The following is a 14,641-nucleotide window of genomic DNA, read 5'->3' as shown; positions in this document are numbered from 1 at the left end:
ATAATACAGACTAGCTAATATCTCGGCTACTGCAACTAACTAAACTAGAGACCCGTTTCACCTTACTGAAGAAATATAAAGGTGATATGTAAGAGTTGACACAAACCGCGCAAAAATTTACACCCTACGCTAATGGGGTCAGGTCTTTCCTTTTGCCATTCATTACCATTTATATATAAAGTTACCAAATCATTGATGCTTAAGCTTGCATTCATAACTCACAATGGGGCATTTCCGATTTAGAAATGACGGCGTACCGACTCAGATCACTGCCATTTTAGTATGATACTTTAGTGCTAAACACCAATGTTGACCACTTCCCCCTTTTGGCGTTCATCATGGCCTCATTAAAAAAAGAGGTGTCATTTTGTCACATTAATTGAAAGATGTTTTTGAAGGAGTAGATTACACTATGAAGGTAACTTCAGCGTTTCACAGGGTGATATCGGGACTTCTGGTCACGCAAAGGTTTCGCAGCAGACGATATTGTTAGTAATTGATAAAACATCGCCATAAGCGAAGGAGGTTGGTAATGGCCAATACCACTAACGACTGCATTACTGCAAGTGTCGATACAACAAACCGCGAACTCTTAGAGCAAGCCCTGTCATTATCCGGTTTTTCTTCGCTGAATAGCTTTGTTGTCCATGCAGCCATTGCAGAGGCAAAAAGACTGATCGAGCAAAACCACCGAATTGCACTGTGCTCAATGGAGGCCTTGGCTTTTGTTGAAGCGTTAGATAAGCCAGTACAAATGAATGACAAGTTTCTTAAAGCGGCTCGAATGCATAAGGAAACTATAACCGGGCGTTTGGCAGGCTAGTCAAGAGAAAGCAAAAACTGCGGTTAGCTATGCACTAAAGCCAGGTTATCACCATATTGATACTGCTTCGATTTACCAGAATGAAGAAGGAGACCACCTCTGTATACGGTGGTCGGCGGCTATTTAAGATACTAGAAGTTATACCGAAACGGTATCTCTATAAGAAGATTGCTCTACGCGCTGATTCGATGGCAATGCTGTATGATTAAACTCCATCACACTGCCAGTTCGTCACTTCATATAAGCCAAGTAAGTGTACATCAGGTAACTTCAATGCTTCTATTTATATCGAGTCTAAAAGCCGTTAATACCCCTTGAAGCTCCTGAGTAACTTCAAAAAAGGTTTTTGTACCTTTCTGTAAATCTAGCTCAAGCTCCTCAATCTTATCCTCAATAATGTCTACGGATGACCGTAGCGAAACTAGGCTGTAGGTTTTCTTAATTCCTGACAAATCAGAAAACGCAATGTCGATGTAAGTATCTAAGGAATATAGTTGGGTATGTCCCGTCCATTCTTTCAGTTGCATCTTAAACTGCTTGGTATTGTATAACGATTTTCTGAATTCATCTTTTGACTCAAAGTCGTACTCCAAAATCAAGCATTTAAGTTTTTCAGTAATAAATGCATGTCTGAGCAAATGAGCAAATGCGGCTTCCTCAATACCAGCAGCTTTTCGCCACTTAATCATATATGTGCTAATCGTATCAGGAGAAAGCTGCTGACCTGTTGTATGTGAGACAAACAGAAAACCATGATCATTACTGATACCAATAGTGGATTTGATAATCTTCCGCCTAGTAGTTCTTATGTAATTATGCAAGTTTTCTAAAAACACTCGTGGAACAGGGAGTGCACGATATGTTGTATTGTCTTTTCTCTTAAGCGTTTTTAACTGAAGTAATGGGCACTCGGTACCGTTATCCAAAGCAGACATCACATCACTAACTCTTAGCAAAGTAACTTCTGTTCGTCTAGCTCCTGTTTGCTCAAGAGATTGATAAATACACCTGTCACGGCGTCTAATATGCTTGTCTGGCTGTTCATCAATTACACCCTTTATCTTTGAGGCAGCATCATTAGAAATCGGACTCCTTCTTTTCACGGCTTGAGGTGTAGGGAAACTTTTATGTTCAAAAAAGCATATCTCCTTTTTCTTATTTGAATCCTCAATATTTATCTTATGCTTTTTTTCAACAATTCTTATTGCTGACTCTTGGCCGATCCCAACAAACCCTTTAAGAGAGTGTAAATTGCCAATAAACAACAGGAAATCTATACACTGCCTACCTATTTTAAGAACCTGATTCACCCCTCGAATTCTCTCACCTTTTAAGTTCGTCTCAGCTTGAAGACCTCTGATAAACAGAGTAAAACTGGAGTCATTAAGTTGTGAAAATCTCAACCCATTATTATAACAATATCGGATTAAATGAGCGATGTTCATTGCATAAGTCCTAAGGGTTCCCCCTTTAATTTTACGCGATAGTCCTTGATGCAATTTAGATTGCATATATAAATTGGCCTCAAAGCATGGAACTCTATTGGGGTATCTAATAAACGGGATATCTACGGCTTCAACAAAATGCAGCCTGTTATCTATTGGACTGAAGTAATCCCATATTTCAAAGTCTCCCAGTGATGATGTAAGTTGTTTCTTCATTCTAAAGATCCATAAAGGGTGTAGCTTAACTTAGCTTGAAGTTCCTTGTTGAACTCACTGAAATCAACTACGAGCTCTTCCTTCTCACTTGCAATCACATAATGTTGTAACTTTGACCTTAGGCTCTCAACAAGAGAGCTCAAAAGAAAGTTCTGTCGTTCCAATATGGCAACATCTCCCTCAAGCTCTTGAACTTTCTTCCCAAGCCCAGCTTTAGTCTGCTTATTCGAACCAGACTTTCGCTCACGAAAGTTTGCTACCGCAATCTGGGCATTTTTTCTATGTTCATCAAGCTCTACATACCCTCTTACCAATACAGTTTCAGCAATAGATTTATGTGTATTGAGAGAGCAACCGAGTATTCCCTGAGAAGTTCGTTTAAATTGAGCCAATGAATTTTGCGACTTCAAAGCATCTATAAAACCATCATCATTATGGAACGAAGCAGGGTCATCCACTACTTGCTTTAAAAGTGTTACTAGAGACATTATAGATCGCTGATTTTGCTCTTTCTTTCTCATATTTAGCCTTCCTATTGATCTGTGACATGAAGAACCAAGGTGAAATCTCTAATTTCACTACCATCATTATTTACCAACGTGAAAAACTCTGGCTTCAAATCAATCAGCTGATTTTCTAGCAACTCCAATATCTGCATTTCAGCTTCGGATTCTTGAGCTAGCTTATCTATAGGTGTTGAAGTTGAAAAATCTTCTTCATCCTCATAATTATCAACAGCCTCAGTTAAACTTTGGATTCGAACAGCTTTAGCTCCAAATCGTTTTTTCAGAATGGGCTCTAACTTTTCAATGTTCTTAATTAGATCAGACTCATAACTATCTAGAATGGCTCTCGCTTTAACTCCTGATAGTACTTCTCCTGAAACTCCCTCTGTTACATAGTGGTACAAATGCTCTAAATCAGTATGAGCCAGAAAGTAGCTCAACGCTTCCATACCTTGGTATGACTTAGACCAAAAAAACACCATCGCAAAAAATCGGCGCAACTGATGCTGCCTAAGGTAGTATCTTAAATATTCATCTTGTCCTAACTTAATCACTCTTGTCTCGAAGTAATCACAAAAAGCATCAAAGTGACGATTAAAGGTAGGAGCCGAAACTTTTCCAATACTAAAATAGTAAGAATTTAAGTTGTTGAATAAGCTTAGATCTTCATACTTACATAGACCAGAGTCTATTAATCGGGAGTTAAATATTTGCAGTTTGTAGATTAGAGCAGCAACTGAGTTCAAAATTGGTCGACTAAGAATTTCTCTAGATGCATATTGACCTCCAATACCAGATTTACGATTCTCAAAAACAAGAGAAAAATCCATGTCTCTGTTTTGTGCTGGATCAATACCTGATGGCAACAAACAATTTGTAGGGCATAAATCTAATAGCTCCCCCTGACGCCTCGCCATTGTCGCACCGACTATTACTTGAAGAGACCCCATTAGAACATTAAACATGTCAACAAAACCTTGGTTCTGACGCCTCTTAACAAAGCGCAAAGAGTCATTGTCATTTATCGACCAAACGTCTATTCCAAGATCGAGAAGCCCTTGAGGAAGTAACTCCTTATAGCCTTCAGCTTTAAATTCCGTACTGATGATAGTCCCACGCCACCGCTTCTTTGATGGCTTGTTGGCAATACAGTTAAAGGCTCCCTCTAGGATTTCATCGGCATAACTAAGAGTAAATTCAAAAGCACTGCGTATAGAGCTGAACACTACAGAAGCTGGTAAGGTTCTATACCTTCCAACGCTTTGAATTTCTATGTGCTGATTGATTCTAGCTAACGTTATATTCTTAAACTCCTTACTATTAACAGGAGCAGCGTCAGTAAACTTGTTTACCATAATTATTGAGCGAATAATCACCAAGTAATTCCTTATCGCAGACTGTGACAGATTATCCGTGTCACAATTACGCACGGGAAACAGCTTGATGCTCAGTAAACTGCAATGTGTCTTTTATTGCTAGCCCTTCTAATTTAGAGAAACTGTGTGGCCCTATCGATATAGTGTTGGGATAGAGCTTTCGAAAGTAAGCACTATTAGGATGAGGGAGGATAGAGCCACCAGAGGTGTATGCTCCTTGCTTATACAAATAACAACAAGCCTTGTCCAAATCTGCACCGTCAAGGCCTAACGTAGAGTCAAACAACAACCGCCTCTTACTATTTAAGTATGGGTATTGTTCTTTAAGTTTTTTAATTTCTTCACTGGTAACACTTCCTAAGTGCTCCTTGAGATATGAGCCTACAGCATGACCAAAATCATATACTCCTTGCTCCCTACCTCCAGAAGCAATCCTCACTAATAAATCTAGAATAACGCTCTCACTTAAAACCGCAAGGTGCCGCTTTGATAGTTTCAGAACTGTAGAGTTAATTAGAAGAAAATCTATGAATAGCAATACTTTGTTTATATTGTTAAGCGTCTTTTTCGGTGTAAGTACTTTACCGCCGTTAACCATGGGATTACCTTGAGAAATGATCCAATACTTAAACGACTTCAATAGTGGTGCATGCTTTTTCGATGTTAGTTTTAACCCATCATCCAGCCGAACATTAAAATCAAGTGTCTTGGACTTTTTTTCCAGTTTGATAATCCATACATCACTTTCAAATCTGGTGCTCTCATCTAACCAGTAGGGAGACAAGGTATCTAGCTGATAGACCTCAACTATTGGTGTTAGTGCTTTTTTTGACAGAGCAAAGATTTCATTGTGAACATGAGCATTGTTAACCATTACAGATCGCAGTTGTTCTTGTTCATAATCATTCAAGTTGTTGATATCCAGTGTGCCTTCATTAATCTTTGAGACCAACTCAAACTCATCGTCTTTTAACACAAGCTTTAGCATAAAACGGCCCCCTTAATGCTTTCCAAATTCAACGGGTTAGCTTTTGCTAATTCGTACATATAAACGACATCAGAGTCCAAAAGCATTTTACCGATACCTGACCCCTTTTTTTCCACACAGAAATTCAGTTCGATATGGTTGAGAACAAAGTAAGCTGACTCAAGCCATTTTTGAGCAGTACTAGTTAAACAATCACTTTCGCCACAAGCTTCTACTATCGAAACAATGGCGAAAAACACCTGAAACAGCCCAACAGAAACGGTATAAACAGATTCATCCCTATCGTTCAAGACTTCATCGTTACTCAAATCTTGCGCCATTCTTTTGCCATTATTAATATGTGAAGGCAAGTCCTTTAGCCCATGATTTTCAATAAAATCAGCTAGTTCTTCCTCTCTAACATCGATACAGTCAAACACCATATCTGAACCTTTCATCGCTTCATAAACTATTGCGTTTTGGAACTGCCTAATCCATCGATTAGTAAAATACTCCCACAAAGGCTTTGGTAAATATCGTTCTAACAACCCTGGTTGATATCTAGCATGGCCCAAAGCCTCAGACATTGCGTGGACGGACTGAGTTTGAAAATAAACACATAGGCTTTTGGACTCTCGAACCTTTCTTAACGTTATATTGCTTGATACTTGAGCCGCCTCTTGTTCAGAAAGGTGAAGCTTTCCCTGCTTAAATGAGGGGGCACAGAAAGCTTTTAGTTGATTACCGTTGTTATGAGGGCTAATTATCTTGTTGACTCTTTTAGGCGCAGTTTCCCACAGAGTTAGCAATAATCAACATATAACGATGCCCATCCATATTCTTGCGTCGCATGTATGTTCGACACAAACTAGTTAGCTCAATGATGCAATCCACAAGATATTTTGAGCGTTTATTCAAAATCACCACTTGTTGAGCTTTGTTTTTTCCTTTTCGAGCCTTATATGAAACTGCAACCCATTGATCTTTTGATTGCTTATAGCCAACCCTGCGACCTTGTTCATCATATAATTGCCATGCTTCTAGCCATGATGGAGTAATCAATGGATGTTCATTTATGAGTAGTACTAAAAATGGGTATAAAACAGCTTGAGTTGGTAAACACAACAAACGAGTCAAAAGAGAATTTTTGCCACAAAAACCAAGGAAAGAAGCGTAATGAACAACTGGTTTATCAAACAAAAAGTGATGAAATGTTGCGACCACATTGGAGATATTGCCTATCCCAACGGAGTTAGGGTTAGTCGAACCAGAAACTCTTCCTTTTTCATTTAAGGTTAGGGATGTTTCTTCTGGAAGTTTAACTTTTCCTAACAATGATAAGAATTGCACCCTCCTTAGACATTGCATAGTCTGTTCAACAGACCGTTCCGCACAAATTACTACATGGTCTAAGTCTCGTTGAATGTTATCGAAGATAGCCTCTTTAGCTTTACTATCAGAATAACTCAAAGGTATTGGCGTTAGTGAGACAGTAGTAGTTTCGCTAAAAGCGCCCTCCCCAGAAGTATTCTTAACCTTGCTTAAAGATGACTTAAACTTCGGCACTAAGATGGGTATAAGGGGTTCATCTATAAGATTTTCGAGCACAAATATATCGTAAAACAAACCAACGCTAGTCCGCCATTTATCGTGAAAGCTTTTGAGGTTTTGTTTTTTCTGCTTTGCCTGTAACAATTGGAAGTTGTACACCAATGCCATTGTGCTATATGAGTTATCTAAAGACATCCTTTGCGTAAAGTCACTGTACGTCGGCATTAACGAGACAAAGGAGTTAAGTAACCGATGAAGTAATACCAATAGTGAAGATAATGTTTTTTTCGATTCTCGAAATGACCAATTGTCAATAGCTGAATGCAACTTCCCAACAAACTCTGAACCATACTGGTCATATACTTGAATCAGCGATAATTGGTGTTGACCGCCTGTTTTATTTTTGACAGCCCATCCAGAGTAGTAGCTCAGCCTTTCAGCGCTTTTATGCATCATCTGAAAATCACGTATACAAGCATCTACATCTACCGATACCTCACTCTTCGAGACTTCAACAGGACAAAATTCACTTTGAGCCTGAGCAGCTAAGTTGGCATAAAACTTATCTATAACAAGGATGTACTTATACTTGGATAAATGGCTATCAGAGAAGCAACTATAAAGAAAGCCAACAAAACATCTGTATTGCTGATTAAGCTTATGTACATCGTTAAGTATATCCAAAGCACAATAGGCGTTAGCTTTGACTCCTAACGCCGATATGTCGATGAACGCTGCGTAGACTCTCTCTGCGCTGCTTATAGTTGACGTGTAGTTTGGAGATGAAAAATTTTTCTTGAAGAGCTCTGACAGAGGGCTAGAAATAATGTTCTGTAAGTTTGGATAATCTTTTAAATTTGATGATTTCATTATATCAATTCAGTTAATTACACTCAGTATTATCAGCCATTTGATAAGTGTCAATAGTAAAATATTATAAATAATAATACATAAAGCATAAATATCAAAGACTTATAAACAATTGACAATATAATTAAATTGAGAAAAAAATGATTTCATCTAAAAACAGCAGTCCGTTATGCGCCAGCGAGATTTCGCCCGGACGGGGAATCGTTCCGCCTCCGACCAACGCTGCCATCGAGCTTGAATGATGCGGGGCGCGAAACGGCCGCAGTTTCCAGTTGTGCTGATTGATCTCCTGCTGAGTCAGCGACGCCACCGAGGCCGTCTCCATCGCTTCAGCATCGCTCATCTGCGGCAGCAGATCGCACAAGCGCGAAGCAAGCATGGTTTTGCCGGTGCCGGGCGGGCCGAGGAACAGTAAATTATGATTGCCGGCCGCGGCTATCTCCAGCGCCCGCTTACCCTGTTGCTGACCAATTATATCCTGCAGGTCGCGACTCGCTTGCGGCGCACTCCCGGTCGCCTCACTCTGAAACAGCGACAAACTCTGCTGACCGCACAAATCCGCGCACACCTCCAGCAGAGTCTGCGCCGAGCGATGACGATCCGCGCCGACTAATGCAGCCTGATCGCCGTTATAATGCGGCACCACCAGATGACGCCGGGCCTGATTAGCCGCGAGCGCCGCCGGCAGGACGCCTTTTACACTGCGGATCTCCCCCGACAGCGCCAGCTCACCGATAAATTCATGCTCATTCAGCTTGCTGTCCGGGATCTGCTCTGAGGCCGCGAGAATACCGAGCGCAATCGGCAGGTCAAAACGGCCGCCCTCTTTCGGCAGATCCGCCGGGGCCAGATTGACAGTAATCCGCTTGGCCGGAAATTCAAATTTGGAATTGATGATCGCACTGCGTACCCGGTCGCGCGACTCTTTAACTGTGGTCTCTGGCAGTCCGACCAGAGTAAAACCCGGCATACCGTTACTGATGTGTACTTCCACCGTCACCTCCGGAGCCTGAACGCCGATACTAGCCCGGCTGTGAATAATCGCAAGTCCCATGTCTGTCCTTAGTGATTGATTAAAAACCATTCAGCCCGGCTATTAGCTTGCTTACTCCGCGCCTGACTGGTTATATAACCCGGCGCACAAAAATCGGAATATGAAAAAAGAATGAGTTTTTGCTTGTCAGATAACGGAAATGTGTGTTACCACTAAGGACGCAAACACTTTCGTACTCAGGTACGACAATTATTCAGAATAAGTAAGATGAATTTATACGCCCGTTTCAACTCTCTGATTAGCCTTATTATCGTGGTCCTGATTATGACCGCGCGGGGGCTTGTGGGCGCAAAATAAAGACCAGATTCAAAAAACCCCCGCACTGAAAAGTCCGGGGGTTTTTTTGCAACTGAATAGACTTAAAAAAGCACATACTGATGATAATTTACTCAGTATAATAGGAAGAATGGGAGCCCGCACATGACGTGCAAGCACAACACAACAACACAAAACAGCGAGTCGGATCGCTGCCAGGGAGGCCTACGATGACAGGTGCACAATTAGTCGTAGCCGCATTAAGACAGCAGGGAATCAAAACCGTTTTTGGTTACCCCGGCGGCGCCATCATGCCAATCTATGATGCATTGTATGATGGTGGTGTTGAGCACATTCTGTGCCGACACGAACAGGGAGCTGCTATGGCCGCTATCGGCATGGCAAGATCCACACAGGACGTGGCAGTATGTATGGCCACTTCCGGCCCAGGCGCCACCAACTTAGTCACCGGCCTGGCCGATGCCTTCCTTGATTCCGTCCCTCTCGTTGCTATTACCGGTCAGGTTGCCAGTTCCCACATCGGCACCGACGCCTTCCAGGAAATGGATGTGATCGGTATGTCTCTGTCCTGTACCAAACACAGTTACCTCGTTACCGATATTAATGAACTGGCACCAACGCTGGCTGAAGCGTTCGAAGTGGCCAAAACCGGCCGTCCTGGTCCGGTCATCGTTGATATCGCTAAGGATGTGCAACTGGCTCAGGCGCCAACCACCGTCCTGCCGGCCTTTACTCCACCAGCCATGCCACAAGTGACCGCAGACCAGCTGAGCGAAGCTCAGGCACTGCTGGCACAGAGCAAGCGTCCGGTGCTGTATGTCGGCGGCGGGGTACAACTGGCTCACGCTACGGAAACGGTACGCGAATTCCTGCGCTTAAACCCGATGCCTTCGGTCAGCACCCTGAAAGGCCTTGGCACCATCGAACGTCACGACCCGCATTACCTCGGCATGCTGGGCATGCACGGCACTAAAGCCGCTAACCTGGTGGTTCAGGAGAGCGATCTGCTGATCGTGGTCGGCGCACGTTTTGATGACCGCGTGACTGGTAAACTGGATACGTTCGCCCCGCACGCAAAAGTGATTCACATCGACATCGATGCGGCCGAATTCAACAAACTGCGTCAGGCGCACGCCGCGCTGCGTGGTGACATCAATGTCATCCTGCCGCAGCTGGAACTGAGCCACGACATTTCATCCTGGGTTCACCACAGTGAAAGTCTGCGCAGTGGGTTCAAGTGGCGTTACGACCACCCGGGCGAGCTGATTTTCGCTCCGCTGCTGCTCAAGCAGCTGTCTGACATGATGCCGGACAGCACGATGGTATCGACCGATGTTGGCCAGCACCAGATGTGGGCCGCGCAGCATATTCAGCCGCGTCAGCCACAAAACTTTATCTCTTCCTCGGGCCTTGGCACCATGGGCTTCGGTCTGCCGGCAGCGATGGGCGCGGCAGTAGCCCGTCCTGACGACCAGTCCGTTTCTGGTGACTGGTGATGGTTCATTTATGATGAACATCCAGGAGCTGGGTACGCTGAAACGCCGCCAGATCCCGGTCAAGATGGTACTGCTCAATAACCAACGTCTGGGCATGGTACGTCAGTGGCAGTCACTGTTCTTTGACGGCCGCCACAGCGAAACCATTCTCGATGACAACCCGGATTTCATCATGCTGGCTAAAGCATTTGATATCCCTGGCAAAACCATCACCCGTAAAGAAGAAGTGGAACCGGCACTGCAAGAAATGCTGGCCAGTAAAACCGCTTACCTGCTGCATGTTGCCATCGACGAAGAAGAAAACGTCTGGCCGTTGGTACCGCCGGGCGCGTCCAACAATGACATGTTAGAGAACACCTAGGAGACGCTTACTATGCAAAGATATCTACTCGACATTAAAGCAGACGACAAACCGGTGCTGCTGGAGCGTGTACTGCGTGTCGTGCGTCACCGCGGGTTCATCATTCGTCAGGTTGCCGCCACTCAGAACCATGAAAGCAGAATTGCCAGCGTGGAGATCATCGTCGACAGCGATCGACCAATCACCACCCTGACCAACCAGATTGAAAAATTATGGGACATTCGCAGCGTCGACGTTACGCCGATCAAAAGCAACGAACTCCCAAACAACAATTTACAGCAAAAAATTTGCGCTTAAGGAAGAGACAATATGCCTAAGTATCGTTCGGCGACCACCACTCACGGTCGCAACATGGCAGGTGCCCGTGCACTGTGGCGCGCCACTGGCGTAAAAGATGAAGATTTCGGCAAGCCGATCATCGCCGTGGTGAACTCGTTCACCCAGTTCGTACCCGGCCACGTTCACCTGAAAGACCTGGGTCAGATGGTGGCACGTGAAATCGAAGCGGCCGGCGGTATCGCCAAAGAATTCAACACCATTGCGGTCGATGACGGCATTGCGATGGGTCACGGCGGTATGCTGTACTCACTGCCATCACGTGAACTGATTGCCGACTCGGTGGAATACATGGTCAACGCGCACTGTGCCGATGCCATGGTGTGTATCTCCAACTGTGACAAAATCACTCCGGGGATGCTGATGGCGTCAATGCGCCTCAACATTCCGACCATTTTCGTTTCCGGCGGTCCGATGGAAGCGGGTAAAACCAAGCTGTCTGATCAAATCATCAAGCTCGACCTGGTTGACGCTATGATTCAGGGCGCCGACCCGAAAGTATCCGACGAGCAGAGCGAACAGATTGAACGTTCAGCGTGTCCGACCTGTGGTTCATGTTCCGGTATGTTTACCGCCAACTCGATGAACTGTCTGACCGAAGCTCTGGGTCTGTCCCAGCCGGGTAACGGTTCACTGCTGGCCACTCACGCCGACCGTAAAGAGCTGTTTTTGAGCGCTGGTCGCCGCATCGTTGAACTGACCAAGCGTTACTACCAGCAGGATGACGAAACGGCCCTGCCGCGTAATATCGCAACCAAAGATGCGTTTGAGAACGCGATGGCACTGGATATCGCCATGGGCGGTTCAACCAACACGGTACTGCACCTGCTGGCCGCGGCACAGGAAGGTGAAGTGGACTTCGACATGACCGATATAGACCGCATGTCACGCCTGGTTCCGCACCTGTGTAAAGTGGCGCCGTCGACGCAGAAATACCATATGGAAGATGTGCACCGCGCCGGTGGCGTAATGGGTATCCTGGGTGAACTGCAACGTGCCGGTCTGCTGCACGATGACACCCGCACTGTACTTGGCCTGTCGCTGGCTGAGCAGTTGGCGCAGTACGATGTAATTCAGACCGACGCTGAAGAGATCAAAACCTTCTTCCGCGCAGGCCCGGCCGGGATCCGTACCACTCAGGCATTCTCCCAAGACTGTCGCTGGGACACGCTGGATGACGATCGTCAGCAAGGTTGTATCCGTACCAAAGAACACGCCTTTAGTCAGGATGGCGGTCTGGCCGTACTGAAAGGCAACATCGCCCTGGACGGCTGTATTGTTAAGACCGCTGGTGTGGATGAGAGCATCCTGAAATTCGAAGGCCCGGCAGTGGTATTCGAAAGCCAGGAAGATGCGGTTGAAGGCATCCTGGGCGGTAAAGTGAAAGCCGGTGACGTGGTAGTGATCCGCTACGAAGGACCAAAAGGCGGTCCGGGTATGCAGGAAATGCTCTACCCGACCACTTACCTCAAATCCATGGGGCTGGGTAAAGAGTGTGCGCTGCTGACTGATGGCCGCTTCTCCGGTGGTACCTCTGGCCTGTCGATTGGTCACGCTTCTCCGGAAGCCGCCAACGGCGGTGCAATTGGCCTGGTGAAACAGGGCGATCGCATTGCCATCGACATTCCGAACCGCTCGATTTCACTGCTGATCTCAGATCAGGAGCTGGAGCAGCGTCGCGTGGAGCAGGATCAAATCGGCTGGCAGCCGGTTGACCGTCAACGTGAAGTTTCATTTGCACTAAAAGCTTATGCCAGCATGGCAACCAGTGCTGACAAAGGTGCGGTGCGAGATAAATCTAAGCTAGGAGGCTAGCTTATGACGCTCACCCAACAAACTGGCGCAGATTACCTGCGCCAGGTATTGCGTGCTCCGGTCTACGAAGTGGCCACCGTCACGCCGTTGCAGGATATGCCACGTTTGTCCGCGCGTATCGGCAACCAGGTACAAATTAAACGTGAAGACCGTCAGCCGGTGCACTCGTTTAAGCTGCGTGGTGCCTACAACATGCTGGCCAACCTGACCGAAGAGCAGAGAAACGCCGGGGTGATCGCAGCCTCAGCCGGTAACCATGCCCAGGGCATGGCTCTGTCCGGCACCAAACTGGGCGTACCGGCCACGATCGTGATGCCACGCACCACACCCGATATCAAAGTGGCGGCCGTGCGCGGCTTCGGTGGTAACGTGGTCCTGCACGGCAGTAACTTCGACGAAGCCAAAGCGGAAGCGGAGCGCCTGTCGGCCGAATTCGGTTACACCTTTGTGCCACCGTTCGATCACCCGCTGGTGATCGCCGGGCAAGGCACCATCGGCATGGAAATGCTGCAGCAGAACGGCCACCTCAACTACATTTTTGTCCCGGTTGGCGGCGGCGGTCTGGCGGCTGGTGTCGCGGTGCTGGTCAAACAGTTGATGCCGGAAGTGAAAGTGATTGCGGTTGAACCGGAAGATTCGGCCTGCCTGAAAGCTGCGCTGGATGCCGGCGAGCCTGTGGTGCTGGATCAGGTCAGCATGTTTGCCGACGGTGTGGCAGTAAAACGCATCGGCGATGAAACCTTCCGTCTGTGTCAGCAGTATCTGGATGGCCACATTACCGTTTCAAGCGATGAAATCTGCGCCGCAGTGAAGGATATTTTCGAAGATACGCGTGCCATTGCTGAACCTTCGGGCGCACTGGCCCTGGCTGGTCTGAAAAAATACGCCGAGCAGTATGAGCTCAAAGATCAGAAACTGGCCACCGTGCTGTCTGGTGCTAACACCAACTTCCACGGCCTGCGTTATGTGTCAGAGCGCTGCGAACTGGGTGAAAAACGTGAGGGCTTGCTGGCCGTCACCATTCCGGAACGCAAAGGCGCATTCTTTGAGTTCTGCCAGATCATCGGCGGCCGGGCGGTAACCGAGTTCAACTATCGCTACAGCGATGACGAACTGGCCAACGTATTTGTCGGTATCCGCCTGCTCGGCGGCCCGGAAGAGCTGAAAACCATAATCGGCGAACTGCGCCAGTCCGGTTATCCGGTTCAGGACTTGTCCGATGATGAAATGGCCAAGCTGCACATTCGCTATATGATTGGCGGACGTCCGTCCAAGCCACTCAAAGAGCGCTTGTACAGTTTTGAGTTTCCGGAATACCCGGGCGCGCTGCTTAAGTTCCTCAGCACCCTCGGTACCCACTGGAACATCAGCCTGTTCAACTACCGCAACCACGGGGCCGATTACGGCCGTGTATTGTGTGGTTTTGAACTCGATGCTGACGATCTGAGCCGCTTCTCTGCGCACCTGGTCGAACTGGGCTATCAGTATAAAGACGAAACCGATAACCCGGCCTATCGTTTCTTCCTCGCCAAATAGCGAGGTCGTCCTG

General features: G+C 46.4%; 10 protein-coding genes and 2 pseudogenes. 5 read left to right on the top strand and 7 right to left on the bottom strand.

From position 1 onward, the window contains the following. Positions 1 to 532 precede the first annotated feature (532 nt). The gene (locus tag ABDK09_07455; protein XAW89557.1) at positions 533 to 823 is read left to right on the top strand and encodes a DUF1778 domain-containing protein; all 291 of its coding nucleotides are present in this window, start codon (positions 533 to 535) and stop codon (positions 821 to 823) included. A 260-nt stretch (positions 824 to 1,083) separates the two neighbouring features. On the opposite strand, the gene ABDK09_07450 is transcribed toward ABDK09_07455, so the two are convergent. The 7 genes and pseudogenes from ABDK09_07450 to ABDK09_07420 all read right to left on the bottom strand — a co-directional run bounded on the left by ABDK09_07450 (position 1,084) and on the right by ABDK09_07420 (position 8,808). After that, the gene (locus ABDK09_07450; protein ID XAW89556.1) at positions 1,084 to 2,484 is read right to left on the bottom strand and encodes a tyrosine-type recombinase/integrase; all 1,401 of its coding nucleotides are present in this window, start codon (positions 2,482 to 2,484) and stop codon (positions 1,084 to 1,086) included. Next, complete coding sequence (locus ABDK09_07445; protein ID XAW89555.1) at positions 2,481 to 3,005, bottom strand: hypothetical protein; 525 nt, start codon at positions 3,003 to 3,005, stop codon at positions 2,481 to 2,483. The genes ABDK09_07450 and ABDK09_07445 overlap by 4 nt, the downstream gene beginning before the upstream one ends. An 11-nt stretch (positions 3,006 to 3,016) precedes the next feature. Then, on the bottom strand, positions 3,017 to 4,366 hold the full coding sequence (locus ABDK09_07440) for a hypothetical protein (protein ID XAW89554.1): 1,350 nt from the start codon (positions 4,364 to 4,366) through the stop codon (positions 3,017 to 3,019). A 46-nt stretch (positions 4,367 to 4,412) separates the two neighbouring features. After that, on the bottom strand, positions 4,413 to 5,354 hold the full coding sequence (locus ABDK09_07435) for a hypothetical protein (GenBank protein XAW89553.1): 942 nt from the start codon (positions 5,352 to 5,354) through the stop codon (positions 4,413 to 4,415). Continuing rightward, positions 5,348 to 5,920 carry a hypothetical protein gene (locus ABDK09_07430; GenBank protein ID XAW89552.1) on the bottom strand — a complete coding sequence of 191 codons (573 nt, stop codon included), beginning with the start codon at positions 5,918 to 5,920 and terminating at the stop codon, positions 5,348 to 5,350. Before ABDK09_07430 ends, ABDK09_07435 begins: the two co-directional genes overlap by 7 nt. Positions 5,921 to 6,113: 193 nt before the next feature. Next, entirely contained in the window at positions 6,114 to 7,754 is a 1,641-nt protein-coding gene (locus tag ABDK09_07425) for a hypothetical protein (GenBank protein ID XAW89551.1), read from the bottom strand. Between the two features lie 142 nt (positions 7,755 to 7,896). Next, positions 7,897 to 8,808: pseudogene (locus tag ABDK09_07420) on the bottom strand (YifB family Mg chelatase-like AAA ATPase). Positions 8,809 to 9,293: 485 nt separating this feature from the next. Here ABDK09_07420 and ilvG point away from each other — a divergent pair. From ilvG to ilvA, 4 genes and pseudogenes are all read left to right on the top strand, one after another. Continuing rightward, a pseudogene (gene ilvG / locus ABDK09_07415) lies at positions 9,294 to 10,941 on the top strand (acetolactate synthase 2 catalytic subunit). Between the two features lie 12 nt (positions 10,942 to 10,953). Beyond that, entirely contained in the window at positions 10,954 to 11,238 is a 285-nt protein-coding gene (ilvM, locus tag ABDK09_07410) for an acetolactate synthase 2 small subunit (GenBank protein XAW89550.1), read from the top strand. Between the two features lie 12 nt (positions 11,239 to 11,250). Next, complete coding sequence (gene ilvD / locus ABDK09_07405) at positions 11,251 to 13,092, top strand: dihydroxy-acid dehydratase (GenBank protein XAW89549.1); 1,842 nt, start codon at positions 11,251 to 11,253, stop codon at positions 13,090 to 13,092. Positions 13,093 to 13,095: 3 nt separating this feature from the next. Beyond that, entirely contained in the window at positions 13,096 to 14,628 is a 1,533-nt protein-coding gene (gene ilvA / locus ABDK09_07400) for a threonine ammonia-lyase, biosynthetic (protein ID XAW89548.1), read from the top strand. Positions 14,629 to 14,641: the final 13 nt, after the last annotated feature.

Source organism: Vibrio sp. CDRSL-10 TSBA, from assembly GCA_039696685.1.
Taxonomy (GTDB): Bacteria; Pseudomonadota; Gammaproteobacteria; order Enterobacterales; family Vibrionaceae; genus Vibrio.
Note: the sequence above shows the minus strand (reverse complement) of the source record. Positions and strands in the feature narration are given on the sequence as shown.